Here is a 20487-nt window from a genome sequence, read left to right on the forward strand (position 1 = left end):
TGGGGGAAATGTTTTTTAAGAAGAAAAATGATAACAATATTGACAATAACGATAAAAACGTAATTAATATCGAAAGCGTCGAAAATAATAACAATAATAACAAAAAAGAAAAACGAAAATTTAAAGACAGTATTAATAAAAAGTACTTGAAAAATGGAAGCTACAGTTCTGTTATGATTGTTGTTTTCGTTGCTATCATTATTGTTATAAATATGATTGTAGGAAATCTTCCTTCAAAGTATACGCAGCTGGATATCAGCTCCGAGAAACTTTACACCATCGGTGATGAGACAAAAGCGATGCTGAAAGATCTGGACAAGGATGTAACCATATATCAGATCGCCCAGAGCGGAAGTGAGGATGAGACTATCAGTAATCTGCTTCAAAGATATGCAGATGAATCTGATCATATTAAGGTGGAACAGAAAGATCCAGTGGTCAATCCTAAATTTGTCAGTGAATACACCAGTGACAACCTTTCCTCTAATAGCTTAATTGTTGTATGCGGAGACAGAAATAAGGTTGTAAATTATAACAATATTTACGAATCTACAATGGATTACAACACATACAGTTATCAGACAACAGGCTTCGACGGCGAAGGTCAGATCACAAGTGCCATCGCATATGTAACCAGTGAAAACCTGCCGGTATTGTATACATTAGAGGGACATGGAGAGCAGGAGCTTGATTCTACGATCAAGGAAGATATTGAGAAAGCAAACATGGAAATCAAATCCCTGAATCTGCTTACAGAGGGAAGCGTTCCAGAGGATGCCAGCTGTCTGCTGATTGATTCTCCTACAACAGATATCTCAGAGGATGAGAAGACTGCATTGATCGATTATCTGGAAAATGGTGGAAAAGCAATGATTTTCTCCGATTACACAGGAGAAAAAATGGAAAACTTTGATGCAGTGCTGGAAAACTACGGCGTAAGCAGAGTAGATGGCCTGGTATTTGAAGGAAATGCACAGCATTATGCCGCTCAGATGCCGTACTACCTGGTTCCAACTGTAAACAGCACAGATATTACATCTGATGTGGCTTCTTCCGGATATTACATTCTGATGCCGTATGCGCAGGGAATCCAGAAATCTGATGATGTGAGAGACACTGTGAATATTGAAAGCCTTCTTACAACTTCCGACAGCGCATATTCAAAGACAGATTTGAACAGCGGTTCTCTTGAAAAGGAAGACGGTGATGTGGATGGCCCATTTGACCTGGGTGTCAGCATTACAGAGACTGTAGATGATGATAAAGAGACTCAAATTATTTATTATTCCACATCAAACCTGCTGCAGAGCCAGATCAATCAGATGGTTTCCGGTGGAAATGAGAAACTTGTGATGGCTTCTTTAAGTTCTCTGGTAGACACAGAAGACAGTACAACAGTTTCTATCCCATCAAAGAGTCTGGAAGTATCTTATCTGACTTTGACAGCATATGATGCAAGCTTCTGGAAAATCTGTACCATTGGTCTGATTCCTGGAGCATTCCTGTTGATTGGATTTATGATTTGGTTAAAGAGGAGAAAAGCCTGATGAAGAAAAAATCAGTAAATCTTATTACAGCAGTGGGCGTTTTAGTTGTCCTCAGCGGCGCATACGTAGGCGTAAAAACCTACGTAGCCAAGCAGGAGGCCGCGGATACTGAAAGTGCGGAGGAAGAAAATCCGGAAATTATTTCCATAGCGTCTGCTGATGTGAAATCAATAAAATTTGTAATTGATAAAAAAGAAGTTACCTTTGAAAAAGATGGAGATTCCTGGGTGAAAAGTGATGAAACTGGTTTCCCGGTAGATCAGGATAAAATCGATACACTAGTCAGCTCCCTGAATTCTATAAAAGCGGAAAGAACACTGGAAAATGTGGAGGATGCATCAGAATATGAACTGGATCAGCCGGATAACACGATCACGGTTACCACAGAAGATGGGGGAACGACAGTAATCCAGCTTGGAATGGAGAATGATTCCACAAGTCAGGAATACATTGACTTGAACAAGGATTCTTCTACAGTTTATGTAGTAAGCAATTCCACGTTTTCTTCTTTTGAGGGAACTTTGTACGACTTTGCAAAAAGCGGCGTTTTCCCAACTGTGGATTCCTCTACGGTCAGCAAAATTTCTGTAGATGGAAAAGATTCTTCCTATGTTGTAGAGAAAGATGAAAATAATTTCTGGAATATTACTGGTGATGGAGAGACTGAGAAAGCAGATTCCGCGAAGGCAACTTCCTTAGCCAGTACATTATCCAGTGTGGCTTATGCAAGTTATGTAAATTATAACTGCGCAGAAGATGAGCTCTCTCAGTACGGATTAGATAAGCCGTATGCAGAGATTGCAGTGGATTATCAGGAAGAAGTTGAGAAAGAGTCCACTGATGATGAAAACGAGGCTGAAAATGGCGATGAGGAGGTCTCAGAGACATCTGGGGATGAGAACCAGGCGGATGAAAATGCGGATTCTGAAACAGATGGAAGCGAAAGCTTGGATGAAAATGCGGATTCTGAAACAGATGGAAGCGAAAGCTTGGATGAAGATGCGGATTCTGAGACAGATGGAAACGAAAGCTCAGATGAAGATGCGGATTCTGAGACAGATGGAAACGAAAGCTTAGATGAAGATGTGGATGTGGCAGACACAGAAGATTCAGAAGCTGTAGAAAATGAGAATACAGATGAAACAGCAGATGACAACGTCGAAGCAGAAGATACAGATGTAACTGAATCAGATGACGAGGCTGGGGTGGAAACAGCAGATACTGAATCCGCAGAAAGTTCTGAAGATGCAGAAGAAGATTCAGAACCGGAAACTGAAATGGTTGACAGAGAACTTGTAATTCAGGTTGGAGATCAATCTTCAGATGGTGGAAGATATGTTCGGGTAAATGATAGCAACGAAATTTATACAATATCCGAGGATTCTCTTGATACTTTCCTTGGAAAAACAAATGCTGATTTCTGGGATTTGACAGTAAGCTATTTGTCTGCAAATAATCTGGATACTCTGGATGTGAACTACGGAGGAGAAGATTATATCGTAAATGTTTCACGTGAAACATCTGAGGATGAAAACGTAGAAACATCGGATAATGAGACGGAAGATGAAGATACAACAGATAGTACCAGCAGTGATGTTGCCGACGGCAACGAAGTAGAGGGAAATGCTGCTGATGATAACACTTCATCAGGTGATTTGACCGGCGAAGATACTGAAAATACAGATGACAGTTCTTCTACTGCAAGCACCACAAGTTCAACTAGTGTAACCTTATCTTATACACTAAATGGAAAAGATCTGGACAGCACAACATTTACAACGTTCTACAATAAGCTGATCAACATGACAGCGCAGAAACGTCTGACTGATGAATTTAAGTCCAATACAGATCCGGAAATGACTGTGAAATTTACAGATATAGATGGAAATGAAATGGAAGTGGAGTATTATTCCTATGATACAAATTACTATGCCGCTGTTATAAACAAAAAAGTATATCTGGTAAATAAAATGACAGTAAAAGAACTGTTTCAGGCATTTGAATCTGTAACTGGTGAGAAAGAGGAAAACGAAAACGCTGAGACAACAGATCCTGAAACAAATGCTTCTACAGATAATGCTGAAACAGAAACGACAGAGGCTTCAGAGGATGCTGAAGAGTAGTAGCTGAAAAAATGATTAAAAAAGATCCTTGCCTGTGAAAAAAACAGGACAAGGATCTTTTTGGCTGTTTGGAAAAACTGTTGAATTGCCTGTTGCATAAGAATTCTACTGGATATGAATATGCGCGTACATCGTTTTGCAAATAACGATATCAATCAAGCTGGATGCGTGAAGTTGAAGGTGCGGATGGAAAAAATGTGTGGCGGGCTACGCCCGAGCGTGTCTGAAAAATCATTCCTGCAATCTGCACGCCTTGCTTTGTTATATATCTTATTCGGATTCGGTCGCTGTGGTTCACTACAGCAACTGAATTTAAGTTAAAGCTCCTGTGAATTGTGGCATGCATTTAAAAATCATTCCTGCAATCTGCGTGCCAAATTTTGTGGTATATTTTGTCCGAATTCGGTTGTCGCAGCTCGTTACGACGCCCTCATCCGGGCAAAATCTCCTACAAATTATGACGCACATCTTGCAGAAAGCCTTTTCCAAACACGCTCTGGTCCGCTGACATTTCAAATGGTATGAAATATGTAATTAACGTTGGCTATTTTGTCTGTTTGAATTTCTATATGCATTGTTTTTGAAAATAAAATTTTAAAAATCTTTGAATTTTACTCATATGGTTTTACATTAGCCGACTATATAAAAAGTCCGAAAACAGAAACTTTGCTTTTGCTTTCTGAAATATTACGGTAAATATAAAATGTAATAATAACTTTTATAAAATAAAAACCTACTAAAACATACAATAAAGTCCAATAAATAACACTTAACGACACGATGATACAATAAAGACCTATTTAATGTACTTTGAACAACAAAACAGGCAAATGAATCGTAAAAATCCTCTGAAAAATATATTGTTATGTAAAAATATACTTTTAAACAATTCTAATTAAAACAAAAAGATTGTATAAAGATAAAATGGAACAGCGCATAATTGAAAAAATAACAAAATAACAACAAAACAATACGAAAAGAGCTCTGAGATGTATTTGAAAATCATTTCTCAATCCACCCCCCCCCACTTTGCAGTATATTTTACCCGTAGTTGGGTGTGTCGTAGCACGTTGCAGCACCTTCATTCTGGCCAAATCTCCCGCAAATTGTGGCGCGCACCTTGCAGAAAGCCTTTTTCAAACACTCTCTGGGATGTATCAAAAAACATTTTCGCAATCCGCACACCTTACTTTGTGGTATATATTCCTGAATTTGGCTGCCATATTCGCTACGGCAACCTCATCCTCATCCTGGTCAAAGTCCCACAAATTGTGACGTACATCTTGTAGAAAGCTTTTTTAATATGCTCTGGAAATATAGAAAGAACAGGAAAAGCATAAAGCATAATAAATTATTATTACAAAAACAAAAAAACTTCGGGATTATATTATACAATCTCGAAGCTTTTTATTCTGCTTTGAAGGCATATCTATATCTTTATTTTAATTAAAAGAATGCACCAACTTGCTCAAGAAATGCTTCTACATTCTCAATATGTGGAAAATGCTTGGAACATGGAATGGTTGCTGACTCAATTGCTGGATTTACTTTCTGATAAGCTTCTACAATTGCAGCACCATTTGGCTCATCTTCACCTTCTACGATATAAATGCTGTTATCAATTGATTCTACAGCATGGCGAATGTTGATATTCATATATTTAGCACTTTGGCTGGAGTATAGGCATTTTGCATAATAACCACCTTTGTGCGCAGCTTCATAATATGCATCCAGGACATCTTTGTCTACATGGAATGGATTATAATAAAGCTTATCAAGGAAGAAATCATTAATTGTTTCACGTGAAACAATTATATGGTAGATAAAGGTTCCAAATATAGGCAGTTCGATAAAGAATTTGAATAATTTATCCTTTTTTGTGGTAGTTTGGGCAAGAGAAATCATGCTTACCGGATTAATAAACATGATTTTATTAATGCTTTCTTTATCGTAAGCAGCGGCAGTAGTAACAAATGAACATGAGAAACCACTTGCAATGATGTCGGTTTTCTCTTTAATTACATTTTTTATAAAATCGCAGATGATTTGTACGAAAAGAAAATTTGTATATGTAATTCCAGCTTTTTCCGAACGTCCGCAACCTAATAGATCAAGGGTATATACGGTGTGCTCTTGAGCAAGTTGATCCTCAACACGAGACCATTCGTATCCACTGGCTCCAGGCATTGTATCATGAATAAGAAGAAGAGGAGAGCCTTTTCCCTTCTTGGTATAATAAATTTTTCCGAAACGCCAATTATAATAGTTGTGATTGGAAAAATCAAGCATTTCTTTTAACTGGGAAGAGGCAACAATCACTCTATTGGTGAGATGGATGACACCAGCGGCAATCGTAGTCAACGCGGCCAGAGTCAGAATTTTATGTTTAGTGTCTTTCATTTTATAGAGGACCTCCTTTGGGTTTGTATGTATATTATACGCCAAAGAGGCTGATTTTACAATGTTTTTTGGCATATAAATGGGAATTGACAGAATACTGGGCTGCTGTTCACTCCGTTCACAGTAACACGCTTTGCGATGAACAGGAAGACGAACCTTCTTGTGACAAGCACAAGAAGTAGCGTTTGCTGCGCAAACTTAATTCTCGGGGGTTCTGTGAATTTTTTTCACAAAAAACACCTCGCGGAGCATCACTGGTGAACAGCAACAATACTGATTGCTACTCATTTCGTGACCAGTAACATGCTTCACGAAAAAAGACATATTATTTGCTTTTGATAACCTGTTTAGATATGGTTGATATTTCGCGGTTTTATTGGCTTTACCAAACCTATAACTTATTTAATATGTTGGTCGTTATCCCGGACGCGATTTCACAATGTATATTCACCGCCGCGCGTCGCAACGTTCCGGCAAGCTAATGACTAACTGCGACTAAGACGCTCAGGAGAGCCTTCGCGCCTAAGTCTCCGTAAGTCATGGATCTCACCTCCACTAAAACCGCTCCTGAAATGCGCGGCTTGCGAATATACATTGCAAAATTGCTTGATGCTGGAAAGGGAAGAAAGAAACAGTAACGATAACAACGGGAGTGGGGGAAGTAATTGGTATCCCGCAACTTTATTGTTTTTTGCAAATCTATCGTTGCCAAGAAAGTGTAGGGAAAACAATCACTCCCCCTCCCCTCTTCATTAAAAGTTCTTATCAACCAGCAAGTCTCAGCCAGTACACAGCATTTGGGCAATGTGTATTACTCCAGCGAGCCATTTCAGGCGCGCTCTTAGCGTAAGCGAAATTCAGCGCTTACGTAGACTTATGCGTGAGGGCTCTCCCGAACGCATTAGTCGCAGTTAGCGATTAGTTTGCTGGAGCGTTGCGCCGGCGAGTGAGTAATACACATTGTCCAAATGCGTCCGCATTGAAGAACTTTTAATCAACTAAATAGCAATAGAAAATAATAATAATTTTTTATATGTTGACTTCCAACAAATACATTCCAAAAAATGTTTAAAATCCCACAGTTAGGGTTATAATTAATAAGAAGATAAAAATAGACAATATTTTTATGAAAAGAAATGCCATTTTCTATGTTTCACGTGAAACATTATGTGGCGAGATAAATTTAAAAGTGTTATAATAGCAATAGTTATATGATAAGATTGCAGAACCTGTAGGATGGTGGTGTAATCTATAAACTTTGGTTATTGTGTGCAATTAAAATTTGCAAAATGTTTCACGTGAAACATTTTTATGTAATAAGAAATTCTGTTAAAATTTTCTATTGCATAAAAAGCCCTACCAGGTAGGATTACACTGTGGCAGAAAGTTAGATGGCGCTCGAGGTGCCCCGCCGTAGGTGGAGAATCCTGCAAGCAGGCTTCTTTTTTACAATTAAACATGTTGCTTTTTATAAAAATGTTGTGTGAACAGTAACCTAAATAATATGAAAGGGAGGGTTGATATTGGGCAGAACGATTGCGGTTGCTAATCAGAAAGGCGGCGTTGGCAAATCTACCACAGCCATTAATCTTTCTGCATGCCTGGCAGAACAGGGAAAAAAGGTTCTGACAATTGACATGGATCCTCAGGGAAACACTACCAGTGGATTAGGTGTTGATAAAAATGAAGTAGAAGATACCTTGTATGAACTTCTGGTAGGACAGTCCGATGTTGAGAAGACGATTGTCAAAGATGTAGTAGAAAATGTAGATTTGATACCATCAAATGTAAATCTGTCTGGCGCAGAGATTGAGCTTGTTGGTATTGATAATAAAGAATACATATTGAAAGAGATTACTGACAAAATAAAGAATAATTATGATTATATCATTATTGATTGTCCACCATCTCTGAATATGCTTACTATTAATGCACTTACTGCTGCGACATCTGTTTTGGTTCCGATTCAGTGTGAGTACTATGCATTGGAAGGACTATCACAGCTGATACATACTATTGATCTGGTAAAGGATAGGCTGAATAATGATCTTGAGATTGAGGGCGTTGTGTTTACTATGTATGATGCCCGTACAAATTTATCGCTACAGGTAGTAGAGAATGTTAAGGAAAATCTTCAGCAGAATATTTACAAGACTATTATTCCGAGAAATGTCAGACTGGCAGAAGCTCCAAGTTACGGACAGCCGATTACTCTTTATGATCCGAGATCCACAGGAGCAGAAGCTTATCGCCTTCTTGCGGAAGAAGTGATAAACAGGGAGGTTGAGTAATGGCAGTTAAAAAGAAAGGTCTTGGAAGAGGTCTGGATGCTCTTTTCCCGGAGAAGTCAGTGAAGCCAGCTGAAAAAAAACAGGAGCAAAAGCCAGTTGCCACAAATGAAAGCTTACATCAGCAGGAAGAAGGTTCTTTGAATGCTTCAGCAGTGAAGAGTGCTGCAGAAACAAAAGATACAGCACAAGCTGCAGTAGTTGAAGAACCGAAGAAATCTGAAATGCTTGTGAAGATTTCAAAGGTAGAGCCAAACAGAACTCAGCCACGCAAGCAGTTTGATGAGGATGCTTTATTGGAATTATCTGAATCAATTAAGCAGTTTGGCATCTTACAGCCACTTCTGGTTTCGAATAAAGGCGATTACTATGAAATTATTGCGGGCGAGAGAAGATGGAGGGCAGCCAAACTTGCCGGATTGAAAGAAGTTCCGGTAATCATTAAGGAATTTAATGATCAGCAGGTAGTTGAGATTTCCCTGATTGAAAATATTCAGCGGGAAGACTTAAATCCAATAGAGGAAGCGATGGCCTATAAGCGCCTGATCGATGAATTTAAGCTGAAACAGGATAATATTGCAGAACGCGTTTCTAAGAGCAGAACTGCAGTGACTAATTCCCTTCGCCTTTTGAAATTGGATGAAAGAGTTCAGCAGATGCTGATTGATGAGATGATTTCAGCTGGGCATGCTCGTGCAATTCTTGCAATTACAGACAAGGATAAGCAGACAAGTGTGGCAATGAAGGTTTTTGATGAGAAATTAAGCGTTCGAGAGACTGAAAAACTGGTAAAACATATTGTGGAGCCACCGAAGAAAACTCAGAAGACGGTAAATACAGCTGAAGATGCGATTTACGAGAGTCTCGAGGAGAAAATGAAGGGCATTATGGGAACCCGGGTTTTTATCCACAGAAAGAAAAATAATAAAGGTAAAATTGAAATTGAATATTATTCCAGAGATGAACTGGAAAGAATCATTGAGTTGTTTGAATCAATAAGATAAGGAGAGTGCATGAGCAGTATTTTTGACAGCCTGGGAATTGACCCGGGTATCATTATTATTTTACTGCTGATTCTGACCATCGTTCTGGCGGTGAATGTATTCAGCAGCAAAATGAGGCTTAGCCGTTTGGAACGTAAATACAAAATGTTCATGAAAGGCAGTGACGCACAATCTCTTGAGAAAGTTTTTGTACGAAAATTCGCCCAGATTGACCGCCTTTATGAAGCAAAAGAGGATCATGAGCACGACATCAGCTTTATCAAACATCATTTGGAATCTATGTTCAGCAAATATGGAGTTGAAAAGTATGATGCGTTCGATGATGTAGGCGGAAAACTCAGTTTTGCACTGGCTTTGTTGGATCAGGATAATTCCGGAGTAATTTTGAATGCAGTACACAGCAGAGACAATTGCTTCCTTTATCTGAAAGAAATTGTAAAGGGAGAGTCCTATGTAATGTTGAGCCAGGAAGAACTTGAAGCCCTTAGAAAAGCTGTAAATTTTGGCTTGGAAAATATTGAAAAAGATGAGTAAATTGGTTGCTGCGAACAGTTGGTAAAAAATGAATATAAGTCATAAAAAAACAGCGAAAAATGACAAAATTGTTATAAAAAATAAATAATAATGACAATATTGTTATAAAACGAAAAACAAAACAGATACTTGCCATAAAAAGAGATATGAAAAAATAAAACAGATACTTGCTGCAAAAAGAGATATGGAAAAATAAAACAGATATTTGCTATGAAAAAAAAAGTATCAGTACAGGAGGAAGACATGTTAGACATTAAATTTGTGAGAGAGAACCCGGAAATCGTAAAGCAGAACATCCGCAATAAATTCCAGGACAGCAAACTGGAGCTGGTTGACAAGGTTCTGGAGTTGGATAAGGAAAACCGCGAGATCAAACAGGAAGTAGAAGCTCTTCGTGCAGAGAGAAATAAAATTTCCAAACAGATTGGTGCTCTTATGGGCCAGGGAAAGAAGGATGAAGCAGAGGAAGTTAAGAAACAGGTTGCAGCTTCCGGTGAGCGTATTGAGGAACTTTCCAAGAGAGAGAAAGAAGTTGAGGAAGAGCTTCTGAAGGATATGATGGTAATCCCGAATATCATTGACCCATCTGTACCGATTGGTAAAGATGACAGCGAGAACGTTGAGATTGAGAAATTTGGTGAGCCTGTTGTTCCGGATTTCGAAGTTCCGTATCATACAGAAATCATGGAAGCTTTTGACGGAATCGACCTTGATAGCGCAAGACGTGTTGCTGGTAATGGTTTCTATTATCTGATGGGGGATATCGCAAGACTTCATTCTGCAGTTATTGCATATGCACGTGATTTCATGATTAACAGAGGATTCACATACTGTGTACCGCCGTTCATGATCAGAAGTAACGTTGTTACAGGTGTTATGAGCTTCGCTGAGATGGATGCCATGATGTACAAGATCGAAGGTGAGGATCTGTACCTGATCGGAACCAGTGAGCATTCTATGATTGGTAAATTTATTGACCAGATCATTCCGGAAGAAGAGCTTCCAAAAACTCTTACAAGTTATTCTCCATGCTTCCGTAAAGAGAAAGGTGCTCATGGACTTGAAGAGAGAGGCGTTTACCGTATCCACCAGTTTGAGAAGCAGGAGATGATCGTAGTTTGCAATCCAGAGGACAGCAAGATGTGGTTTGACAAACTGTGGCAGAACACTGTTGATCTGTTTCGTTCCCTGGATATTCCGGTTCGTACACTGGAATGCTGCTCTGGTGACCTGGCAGACCTGAAAGTGAAATCCCTGGATGTTGAAGCATGGTCTCCAAGACAGAAGAAATACTTTGAGGTAGGAAGCTGCTCCAACCTTGGTGATGCACAGGCACGTCGTCTGAAAATCCGTGTAAACGGAAAAGATGGCAAGAAATATCTTGCTCATACTCTTAATAACACAGTTGTTGCTCCGCCAAGAATGCTGATCGCGTTCCTTGAGAACAACCTGAATGCAGATGGAAGCGTAAATATTCCAGTTGCCCTTCAGCCATACATGGGTGGAATGACAAAAATTGAGAAAAAGTCCAAATAATTGGACTTAAAAACAAAATAGTATAAAAATACCGAAAATGGGACTTTGATCTGAAACAGTAATAGATTAAAAGTAAATGATCTGAAAATAGTAATAGTCAAAAGTAAGGTATCAGATGATCCGGAGAATATCTGAATATCTGAAAAATTGTTTGATTTGCAATAAGACTGCTTAACAGGGAGGTGATAATGTGCATAGTTATTTAAGAACTGTTGGCTTTTCAAAGGTAAAGTCACGTAAAGAAATGCAGGAAATCATTCAGGATGTGATAAATACTTACGATGAGAAAATTGCAGTGGAGAATCATCCGGATGGAGTTTTTGTACAATATTCCAAGAATTATGGCTGTGACTGTGGAATAACAGTCTGTGGACAGTATGATGAAGACAATGAGTTTCACGTAGAATATTCATTTCCATTTTTTCGCGGCACAGGAATCACCTCTCAGGAGAGTGTAGTCGTGGAGAGACACGCAGAAAAAGAGTCTTACGCAGGGGCGTGTGATGACATGCGCCTTGGCGTGACTTTGATCTTTTATCTTCAGAATCCTGCAGAATATATGCTGGAGAAGTATAAGGGGAATGTGCGTGAAGGACAGCCACTGACGATTACAGGACTGGCAAGAGAAGGGAAGATCCTTTTTCCGGTCCAGAAAGATAAAGAAGCTGTAAAAGTAGAGCGGGAGCTGACAAAAAACCGCAATAATCTGATCGCGGCTGCCAGAAATGGTGATGAAGAAGCCATGGAAGACCTTACAATGGAAGATATGGATATGTATTCCATGATTTCTGAGCGTATTGTTACAGATGATGTGCTGACAATTGTGGATACCTGTTTTATGCCTCATGGAATTGAATGTGACCAGTATAGTGTGATGGGCGAGATCGTGGATTTTGTGAATTTTAAGAACATTCTCACTGGTGAGAAATTGTGCCAGATGACCATCGAGTGCAATGATATCCAGTTCGATGTGTGTATAAACTGTGCGGATCTGCTAGGAGAACCGGCTGTGGGACGCAGATTTAAGGGGCTGATTTGGCTGCAGGGGCAGCTGCATTTTTAGACGAATCTTTAGATTCATCTAGAGCGTGTTTGAAAAATCATTCCCGCAATCTGCATGCCCCACTTTGCGGTATATTTCACCCGAATTCGGTTGCCGCAGCCCGCTACGACGCCCTCATCCGAGCGAAATCTCTCACAAATTGTGACGCACATTTTGTAGAAAGCCTTTTTCAAACACGCTCTAATTTAAGTTATAAAAACAATCTCAAAGTTAATAAAAAAGCTCTTGACAACTTCGAAAAAAGCTCCTATAATGCAGAACTATCAAAAAGCAAACGAAACTACAAAGGCGTAGAACACTTCAATGTGTCTGCGCCTTTTTTGTTTCCAGGCTTAAAAACAATCTTTTTACGAGGAGGAAATCAACTATGAAAAAATTCAAAACAATTTCAATGGGACTGGTACTTACAATGGGACTGATGACTGGCCTTGGTGCAACTCAGGTATTTGCAGATGATGAGAAAGTTTACAAGATCGCATGTGACCAGGCATATGCTCCATTTTCCATTCAGCAGGATGATGGAAGTTATAAAGGAATTGATGTAGAACTTCTGGCTGCAATTGCAGAGGAAGAGGGATTCGAATATGAGTTGACTCCTATGGATTTCTCAGGTATCATCCCGGCACTGGTTTCAGGAACAATTGATGGTTCTATTGCAGGAATGAATATCACAGATGAGAGAAAAGAGAGCGTTGATTTCTCTGATGGATATTATGAATCTGGTTCTGCACTGGTTGTAAATAAGGATGATGATTCCATTTCTGATTTTGATGATCTTAAGGGAAAAGTTGCAGCATGCAAGGAAGGAACTACCGGTCAGCTGTGGTGTGAAGATCATGCTGATGAATACGGATTTGAGACAACTGTTTATCCGGATTCTGTAAGTATGATGATGGCAGTTGCAAACAAACAGGCTGATTTCCTTATCGAGGATTATCCGGTAATCAGCTATCAGATCAAGATTGGTGAGCAGGAAGATCTGAAAGTTGCCATTGACGCAATCGAGGAAGCACCTCAGAATGGATTTGCTGTAAAGAAAGGCGAGAATGCTGATCTTCTTAAAATGTTTAACGAAGGACTTCAGAAAATCAGAGATAACGGCAAATATGATGAGATTATTGCTGAATATGAATAAAAAAGACAGACAGAAAGCTGCATAATAAAGCAATATTAAAGTCAACGGAAAATATATTTTTACTCATAACTGTAAGGTGTTGAAATGTTATGAGCAGAAGAAATAATCATTGAAAAGTAAAACTGAATCGTAAAAAGGCATTCAAGGGAGAACGCATATAAAAAGCGTTCTCCCTTGCACTTTTTACAGGAAAACAAACTTATTGAAAAATGGATGCTGTTTGCAGGTAATGTTGCGGAAAATATTTGGGCTGAATGGAGCAAACAGCAATAAAAGGAACTTTTTAAAGGGAAACAAAAAGAAATCCGATAATAAAGAGGTACAATATGGCAGATTATTTTTCTAATTTTGTTGAATACTTTCCACGGCTGATGGAAGGTCTGAAACTGACAATTATAATAGCGATTTTTGGTATTCTCCTGGCGGTGGCGCTTGGTATTATACTTTGTATTTTTTCTATCAGCAATAGTCGTATCTTACAGAAGATTGCCAGTGTGTATATCACAATTATAAGAGGTATTCCGCTTATGATTCTGGCGCTTTTTTTGTATTTTGGCGTAATTAAAAACTCCCTGACCCTGGTGCTGGCTGCAATTATTATTTTGGGAATTAATGCTTCTGCATATATGGCAGAAATTTTCCGGGCAGGTATTCAGGCCATTGATTATGGTCAGATGGAAGCAGCGAGAAGTCTTGGTTTAAGCTATTTTCAGACTATGAGAAAAATTGTTCTTCCACAGGCGGTAAAAATTATGATCCCGTCTCTTATGAACCAGTTTATCAGCAGCCTGAAAGATACTGCAATTCTTTCCGCAATCAGTGTTAATGAGTTGACAATGACTGCCAAAACCATTATTGCAAGAAACTACAAAGCCTTTGAATTATATTCCTATGCCGCAATCATTTATATTGTATTGATTACAGCTCTTACATGGCTTTCCAAGAAAGTAGAGCGCAGACTCAGCTATGATAAACGTTAGGAGAAATGAATTATGGCAATTATCGAGGTAAAACATTTACATAAAGTATTTGGAGATCTGGAAGTTCTGAAGGACATCTCCTTTAATGTAGAAGAGGGCGAAGTGATTTGCCTGATCGGACCGTCCGGTTCCGGAAAATCCACCCTGCTCAGATGCCTGAACAAACTGGAAGAGAAGCAGGATGGCGATATTGTGATTCTTGGAGAAAATATTTCCGAGATTAAGAAAATCAATCAGTTCCGTGAAAATATTGGAATGGTATTTCAGCATTTTAATCTTTTTCCAAACTATACTGTGCTGCAGAATATGACTTTGGCACCAACTATGCTGAAAAAAATGTCAAAAGCGGAGGCTGTAAAAAAGGCAGAACAGCTTCTGGACAGAGTTGGATTGCTGGATAAAAAAGACGTGTATCCTGTAACCTTATCAGGTGGTCAGAAACAGCGTGTGGCAATTGCCCGTGCGCTTGCAATGAACCCGAAGATTATGCTGTTTGATGAGCCTACCAGTGCATTGGATCCGGAGATGGTTGGAGAAGTTCTGGACGTTATGAAAGAGCTTGCCAGAGAAGGTATGACTATGGTTGTAGTTACACATGAAATGGGATTTGCAAGAGATGTTGCGGACAGAATCATTTTTATGGATGACGGTTACATTGTAGAAGAGGAAAAACCGGAAGAAATGTTTGCACATCCGAAGACGGAAAGATGCAGGAACTTCCTTGCAAGTGTGCTGTAAATTGAAAACGAGTATCTATGCTCAGTCAATATTGTTATGAAAGCTGGCAGCTATGCACCCATAGTGTGTTTTTATCTGCCGGCCTCATTTGCAATCTGTGGCATTAAATAAGCAAAAAAACTGCAGTGGACAGGACGGCAGAAGAGTTTGGGCCACTCATATCATCTAATAAGGAGCGTGGTCAAAGTTGTATCCATGCATACATATCAATCTGGATAAAATTGCAGAGAATGTAAGAGTCATGAAAGATCTGACTGAAAAACATCATATAGAAATAACTGGTGTAACCAAAGTTTTTGGTGGCGAGGAAAGGATTGCTCAGACTCTGGTGAATCAGGGGATAAAAAGGCTGGGAGATTCCAGAATTGAAAATATCAGAAATTATGAAAATCTGCCTTGTGAAAAGTGGCTGATCCGTATGCCATCCATATCTGAGGCGAGAGAAGTGGTGCAGTTCTGTGATGTGTCGGTAAACTCTGAGCTTGAGACACTGAAAGCACTTAACCAACAGGCCATACAGTTGAAAAAGAAACACAAAGTAATTCTGATGGTGGATCTGGGAGATCTGCGGGAAGGCTATTTTAAAGAAGAACATCTGGCAGAAGCGATAAACTATGCAAAGCAGGCAAAGGGGTTGGATTTGTATGGACTTGGTACAAATCTGACCTGTTTTTCTTTTGTACAGTCTGATGAGGAAAAAATGAACCGGCTTCTTGGTCTGGCAAAGAAATACGATGCATCTGTATGTATCAGTGGTGGCAATTCTGCGACTATTCACCTGATGCTGGAAAACGGGATTCCGGAAGGAATCAATAACCTTCGTCTTGGTGAGTCTGTGCTGTTTGGCAGAGAACGGACAAACTATGAGTATTTGCCGGGAACCAGCAACGACGCATTTATCATGGAAGCTGAGATCATTGAATCTAAAGAAAAGCCGTCTATGCCGATCGGAAAGATTGGTGCGGACAGTTATGGTCATGTGCCTGTTTTTACAGACAGGGGAATTCGAAAGAGAGCCATCTGTGCCCTTGGCAGACAGGATGTTGACGTAGAAACCATGTGGCCGGTAGATGAAGGCGTGGAAATCATCGGAGCCAGTAGCGATCATCTGCTTGTGGATGTAACGGACTGCGAGAAAGAATTTAAGACTGGAGACAGGATTTGCTTTCGTTTAGGTTACTTTGCTGTAATGCGTGCTTTTACCAGCAAATATGTGGAAAAGATATATGAAAAACAGGAGATAGAAAAGGAAAAAAACGAGAGCTTGTATAAGGTATCATAAGAATTACTGTTTGCAAGTAATGTTTCACGTGGCACTTTTTGTAAGCAAACAGAAAAGCGAAAATATAATTTATGCAAAATGAAAACAGTAGTTCGTAGAATTTTGAGAAAAACATAAAATCCAGGAGGAAAATCATGGGAAAGCATTTTGTACTGACTATCAGCCGTGAATTCGGTGCAGAAGGTCATGAAATAGGAAAAGTACTTTCAGAACGTCTGGGAGTAAAGCTCTATGATAAAGAACTGCTTGCCAGGGCAGCTGCAAAATCAGGAGTGGATGTTAATTCTGTGTGTGGATATGACGAAAACGTGGAACGGCGTTTTATGGATCCTTATCTTGGAAACGGACGCATTAATTCTGCACAGGAGGATAAGCTTTTTCATCAGGAAGCACAGATCATGAGAGACCTGTATGCAAAGGAATCCTGTATCATCATAGGCAGGTTATCAGATTATGTACTTCACGATGAGCCGGATGTACTGAGTGTGTTTATTTATGCTCCGGAGAGCTTTCGTATTGACAACATTATGAAGAAGCACCACATTTCTGCCAAAGAAGCCAAAAAGCTGGTGCGGAAAATGGATGCGGCGCGGGACAATTATTACCGTTTTTACTCCATGGGAAAATGGAGCCATAAGAAAAAGAAGGATCTTACTATAAACAGAGAGACTTTTGGAATCGAAGGCTGTGTGAAAATTCTGGAGGCAATGATCCGTACGAAGACGGACGAGGAGGAGCAATAGGCCATGAGTGAAAAATGGGACGAAAAAGTAATTGAGCTGGCCAAAAGTCTGATAAATTGTCAGAGCTATTCAGGACACGAGGATAAAGCGGCGGAAGCTTTAAAGGCGTATATGAAAGAGGCCGGTGTTTTCGATGAGATAGAAACTGACTGCTACGGAAATGTGATCGGTCATATTAAAGGAAAAAATCCTGGTTCGAAAGTCCTGTTTGATGGACATATAGACACGGTTCCAGTTGGAAATTTAAAGGATTGGAAACATGATCCATTTCATGCAGTTGTTGAAGATGGAAAGCTTTATGGCAGAGGAGCTGCTGATATGAAAGGTGCGGTAGCTGCATTTACAGTTGCTGCGCATAGATATGCGGTGGAAAATGGGAAAAATTTTGCCGGAGATGTATATGTGGCAGGTGTTGTGCATGAAGAATGCTTCGAAGGTGTTGCCGCGCGAAAAATAAGTGCGAAAGTGAAACCGGATTATGTGGTAATTGGTGAAGCATCTGAAATGAATTTAAAAGTAGGACAGCGTGGCCGTGCAGAAATTGTGGTTGAGACCTTTGGTGTCCCGGCACATTCAGCAAACTCGGAAAGGGGCGTAAATGCAGTATATAAAATGTGTGAGGCCATTCAGGCTATCCGTGAGATTGAACCGCCTGTCCAGAATAAACTTGGAAAAGGAATCCTGGAGCTGACAGACGTAAAATCTTCCCCATATCCAGGAGCCTCCGTTGTTCCGGAATACTGCCGTGCAACCTATGACCGCAGACTTCTGGTAGGTGAAACCAAGGAAAGCGTGCTTCAGCCAATCATTGAAAAAATGGAAGAGCTGAAGAAAAAGGATCCGCAGTTTTCCTATAAGGTTTCTTATGCAGTGGGAAAAGAGGAATGCTACACCGGAGAAAAAATCCAGGGAGAACGTTTTTTCCCAGGCTGGCTGTTTGGCGCAGAAGAGGAGTGGGTGGCAAAAATAAAATCCGAACTGGAAAAAGAGGGTTTTTCTCCAGAGGTAACTACCTACAATTTCTGTACAAATGGAAGTCATTATGCAGGAGAAGCTGGCATCCGTACTATTGGAATGGGACCTGCAAGGGAAAATCTGGCGCATACCATTGATGAATATGCGGAGGTGGAAGATCTGACAAATGTATTCAGATGTTATGTGGGGATTATGAAGGCGTTGTTGGGATGATGTATAGCTTTCGGTAAAGTGAAGAAATAATGTGAAAATGATAGAAAAGGCATTCTTTTTTGAGTATACTATTACTTGGAAGGGAGTGCTTTTTTATGATTATTGATAGGCTTTCGGTGTTTGTGAAATGGAAATTTTGGAAGCAGTTGAAAAAAGATAGCCTACAAAAAGAAGCAGCTAAAAAATGAAAAATAGAAAGAACAACTGGATAAAAATAGTTATCCAACTACTGTCGTTTATCTTAATCCCAGAACTGTTCGTAACAGGATTTACAGCTATTGGAGATATCTTTTCCCAGATCTATGCTGGAAGTATTTCCTGGGAGAGTGTCAGGTATTCGGTGTATGTACTAATCGCGACAGTGCCAGGAAGTGTACTGGTGGGGAGATTTTTTTGCGGATTTTTCTGCAGCTTTGGAGCTGTGCAGGATTTCTTGTGGTTTGCAGCGCGGAAGCTGGGAAAAGGCAGCTGGAGGCGGAACAGAAATCCAGAAATATACAAGAAAGCTGACCGAATTCTGAAACTGGCAAAATATGGAGTACTTGTTTATTTTGTAATATTTATATGGAGTGGTGTTTTGACCTGGAAAAAGCAAGGTCCGTGGGAAATATTTGGCCAGTATATTGTGCCTGGACATTGGCCGGGAGTGAAGCCTTTGTGCTCGGTGGGGGGAATTTTACTCTTGGTGATTTTGACAGGATCAGTGTTGGTAAAGAGATTCTTTTGCAGATATTTCTGTCCAATGGGAGCGGTGTATGCACTGATTTCCAGAGGTGCATTTTTGAAAATCGAAAAGCTCGGACGAGAATGCAGTGCCTGTTCTTTGTGTACTGCGAAATGCAGCATGGGAATTGATTTTACGAAAAAGGAACAAGTTACAGGTGGAGAGTGCATTGCGTGCCAGCAGTGCATTAGCTGGTGCCCGAAAGGAAATGCGCATTTTGGAATTAAATATGGAATGGTGATCGGAGTATTGCTCACGTGTGTGATGATTGGGGCTTCCCAGCTCCTTACGGCGAGAAGCTATACGAAGGATAGAAATATAGCAGGCGGTGTTGTTGAAGGTTTCAGATATAAAGACGGTACTTATACTGGAACAGGTGAGGGCTATCGTGGAGCGATGCGTGTCACTGTAAGTGTGGCGGACGGAAAAATAACCAGTCTTACACTGGATAGTTATGAGGATGACAAGTCTTATATGGAAAAAGCGAAAGCTGAAATCTTTTCTGCAATAATCGGACAGCAGAATACGAATGCAGATACCGTATCCGGTGCTACATATAGCAGTAAGGGGCTGATTCAGGCTGTACAGAATGCTTTGAAGGAGGCAGGAATTTCAGAGACTGCGGAGAATGGTTCTGATGATAAAGCTGCGGACAAGGCTGAATTTATTTCTGCAGGCCGCTTCCGGAACCTTGTCGATGGCGTATATACAGGATCTGCCGATGCTTTTCGTGGTGATGTAGAAGTTCAGGTTACTGTGGAAAATCAGCAGGTAACGGATATTTCCATCTTCTCATACTGTGACACAGAAGAATATTTTTTTAAAGCTGCGCCAGTTGTAATTGAAGAGATGAAAGAGGAACAAAGTCTGAACATTGATGCTGTCAGCGGAGCCACATACAGCAGCAACGGAATTATTCATGCTGTGGCAAATGCATTGGAGATTCCCGAAGATCAATATGCCGAACGTCCTGGCCGGAATCTGGCTGCCAAGAAGAAAAGCCATGGACATATTGTAAAACATGTAATAGAAAACCAGGAAGAGTATGAAAAGAAGGTTAAGGAGTATGAAAAATAGATAACAGAAATCAGAAACGGAGGATGCAGACTGGGAATCGTGAAGAATAGACATTGACAGCCCTTATACATCAGGCATATAATATATCAGATATACACAAAAAATATATGCAAAAATGTAAAATA

General features: G+C 39.9%; 17 protein-coding genes and 2 pseudogenes. 16 read left to right on the plus strand and 3 right to left on the minus strand.

Annotated elements, in window-relative coordinates; genetic code table 11:
• Nucleotides 1-8 precede the first annotated feature (8 nt).
• Together I4V84_RS14985 and I4V84_RS14990 are read left to right on the plus strand one after the other, a co-directional pair.
• A complete protein-coding gene (locus I4V84_RS14985; protein WP_195992775.1) occupies nucleotides 9-1547 on the plus strand; it encodes a GldG family protein in 1539 nt (512 codons plus the stop codon).
• Entirely contained in the window at nucleotides 1547-3670 is a 2124-nt protein-coding gene (locus tag I4V84_RS14990; RefSeq protein ID WP_195992777.1) for a DUF4340 domain-containing protein, read from the plus strand. The genes I4V84_RS14985 and I4V84_RS14990 overlap by 1 nt, the downstream gene beginning before the upstream one ends.
• A 312-nt stretch (nucleotides 3671-3982) precedes the next feature.
• Here I4V84_RS14990 and I4V84_RS20820 read toward each other — a convergent pair whose 3' ends face one another.
• Nucleotides 3983-4129: a DUF6783 domain-containing protein gene (locus I4V84_RS20820; RefSeq protein ID WP_319017299.1), complete on the minus strand. Its 147-nt coding sequence runs from the start codon at nucleotides 4127-4129 to the stop codon at nucleotides 3983-3985.
• On the opposite strand from I4V84_RS20820, the pseudogene I4V84_RS20825 reads away from it, so the two are divergent.
• A pseudogene (locus I4V84_RS20825) lies at nucleotides 4076-4195 on the plus strand (DUF6783 domain-containing protein); the annotation flags it as partial. The gene I4V84_RS20820 and the pseudogene I4V84_RS20825 overlap by 54 nt on opposite strands.
• A gap of 921 nt (nucleotides 4196-5116) precedes the next feature.
• Here the strand turns inward: I4V84_RS20825 and I4V84_RS14995 are convergent.
• Nucleotides 5117-6070 carry an alpha/beta fold hydrolase gene (locus tag I4V84_RS14995; RefSeq protein WP_173718485.1) on the minus strand — a complete coding sequence of 318 codons (954 nt, stop codon included), beginning with the start codon at nucleotides 6068-6070 and terminating at the stop codon, nucleotides 5117-5119.
• 1523 nt (nucleotides 6071-7593) lie between these two features.
• Here I4V84_RS14995 and I4V84_RS15000 point away from each other — a divergent pair.
• The 5 genes from I4V84_RS15000 to I4V84_RS15020 all read left to right on the plus strand — a co-directional run bounded on the left by I4V84_RS15000 (nucleotide 7594) and on the right by I4V84_RS15020 (nucleotide 12495).
• Nucleotides 7594-8361, plus strand: coding sequence for an AAA family ATPase (locus I4V84_RS15000; protein WP_148463060.1), 768 nt, complete (start codon nucleotides 7594-7596; stop codon nucleotides 8359-8361).
• On the plus strand, nucleotides 8361-9362 hold the full coding sequence (locus tag I4V84_RS15005; protein WP_173718484.1) for a ParB/RepB/Spo0J family partition protein: 1002 nt from the start codon (nucleotides 8361-8363) through the stop codon (nucleotides 9360-9362). The genes I4V84_RS15000 and I4V84_RS15005 overlap by 1 nt, the downstream gene beginning before the upstream one ends.
• 9 nt (nucleotides 9363-9371) lie before the next feature.
• Nucleotides 9372-9896, plus strand: coding sequence for a DUF4446 family protein (locus tag I4V84_RS15010; protein ID WP_118580781.1), 525 nt, complete (start codon nucleotides 9372-9374; stop codon nucleotides 9894-9896).
• A 243-nt stretch (nucleotides 9897-10139) separates the two neighbouring features.
• Nucleotides 10140-11432 carry a serine--tRNA ligase gene (serS, locus tag I4V84_RS15015; RefSeq protein WP_148463062.1) on the plus strand — a complete coding sequence of 431 codons (1293 nt, stop codon included), beginning with the start codon at nucleotides 10140-10142 and terminating at the stop codon, nucleotides 11430-11432.
• Between the two features lie 190 nt (nucleotides 11433-11622).
• A complete protein-coding gene (locus I4V84_RS15020) occupies nucleotides 11623-12495 on the plus strand; it encodes a DUF3881 family protein (protein ID WP_195380101.1) in 873 nt (290 codons plus the stop codon).
• Between the two features lie 14 nt (nucleotides 12496-12509).
• Here the strand turns inward: I4V84_RS15020 and I4V84_RS20830 are convergent, their stop codons facing one another.
• The gene (locus I4V84_RS20830; protein ID WP_334286127.1) at nucleotides 12510-12647 is read right to left on the minus strand and encodes a DUF6783 domain-containing protein; all 138 of its coding nucleotides are present in this window, start codon (nucleotides 12645-12647) and stop codon (nucleotides 12510-12512) included.
• Between I4V84_RS20830 and I4V84_RS15025 the strand changes: the two are divergent.
• The 8 genes and pseudogenes from I4V84_RS15025 to I4V84_RS15060 form a co-directional block, all read left to right on the plus strand.
• Nucleotides 12585-12866, plus strand: a pseudogene (locus tag I4V84_RS15025) (DUF6783 domain-containing protein); the annotation flags it as partial. The gene I4V84_RS20830 and the pseudogene I4V84_RS15025 overlap by 63 nt on opposite strands.
• Nucleotides 12863-13630 carry a transporter substrate-binding domain-containing protein gene (locus I4V84_RS15030; RefSeq protein WP_148463065.1) on the plus strand — a complete coding sequence of 256 codons (768 nt, stop codon included), beginning with the start codon at nucleotides 12863-12865 and terminating at the stop codon, nucleotides 13628-13630. The pseudogene I4V84_RS15025 and the gene I4V84_RS15030, both read left to right, overlap by 4 nt.
• A gap of 326 nt (nucleotides 13631-13956) precedes the next feature.
• Complete coding sequence (locus I4V84_RS15035) at nucleotides 13957-14610, plus strand: amino acid ABC transporter permease (protein ID WP_148463066.1); 654 nt, start codon at nucleotides 13957-13959, stop codon at nucleotides 14608-14610.
• Between the two features lie 12 nt (nucleotides 14611-14622).
• Nucleotides 14623-15348, plus strand: coding sequence for an amino acid ABC transporter ATP-binding protein (locus tag I4V84_RS15040; protein ID WP_148463067.1), 726 nt, complete (start codon nucleotides 14623-14625; stop codon nucleotides 15346-15348).
• 187 nt (nucleotides 15349-15535) lie between these two features.
• The gene (locus I4V84_RS15045) at nucleotides 15536-16630 is read left to right on the plus strand and encodes an alanine/ornithine racemase family PLP-dependent enzyme (protein WP_195992779.1); all 1095 of its coding nucleotides are present in this window, start codon (nucleotides 15536-15538) and stop codon (nucleotides 16628-16630) included.
• Nucleotides 16631-16764: 134 nt separating this feature from the next.
• The gene (locus tag I4V84_RS15050; protein ID WP_173718480.1) at nucleotides 16765-17373 is read left to right on the plus strand and encodes a cytidylate kinase-like family protein; all 609 of its coding nucleotides are present in this window, start codon (nucleotides 16765-16767) and stop codon (nucleotides 17371-17373) included.
• A 3-nt stretch (nucleotides 17374-17376) separates the two neighbouring features.
• On the plus strand, nucleotides 17377-18561 hold the full coding sequence (locus I4V84_RS15055) for a YgeY family selenium metabolism-linked hydrolase (RefSeq protein ID WP_195992781.1): 1185 nt from the start codon (nucleotides 17377-17379) through the stop codon (nucleotides 18559-18561).
• Between the two features lie 184 nt (nucleotides 18562-18745).
• Nucleotides 18746-20362, plus strand: a complete 1617-nt coding sequence (locus I4V84_RS15060) for an FMN-binding protein (protein WP_195992783.1) — start codon at nucleotides 18746-18748, stop codon at nucleotides 20360-20362.
• Nucleotides 20363-20487 lie beyond the last annotated feature (125 nt).

Source organism: Ruminococcus sp. 1001713B170207_170306_F1, assembly GCF_015668065.1.
Classification (GTDB): domain Bacteria; phylum Bacillota; class Clostridia; order Lachnospirales; family Lachnospiraceae; genus Blautia_A; species Blautia_A faecis.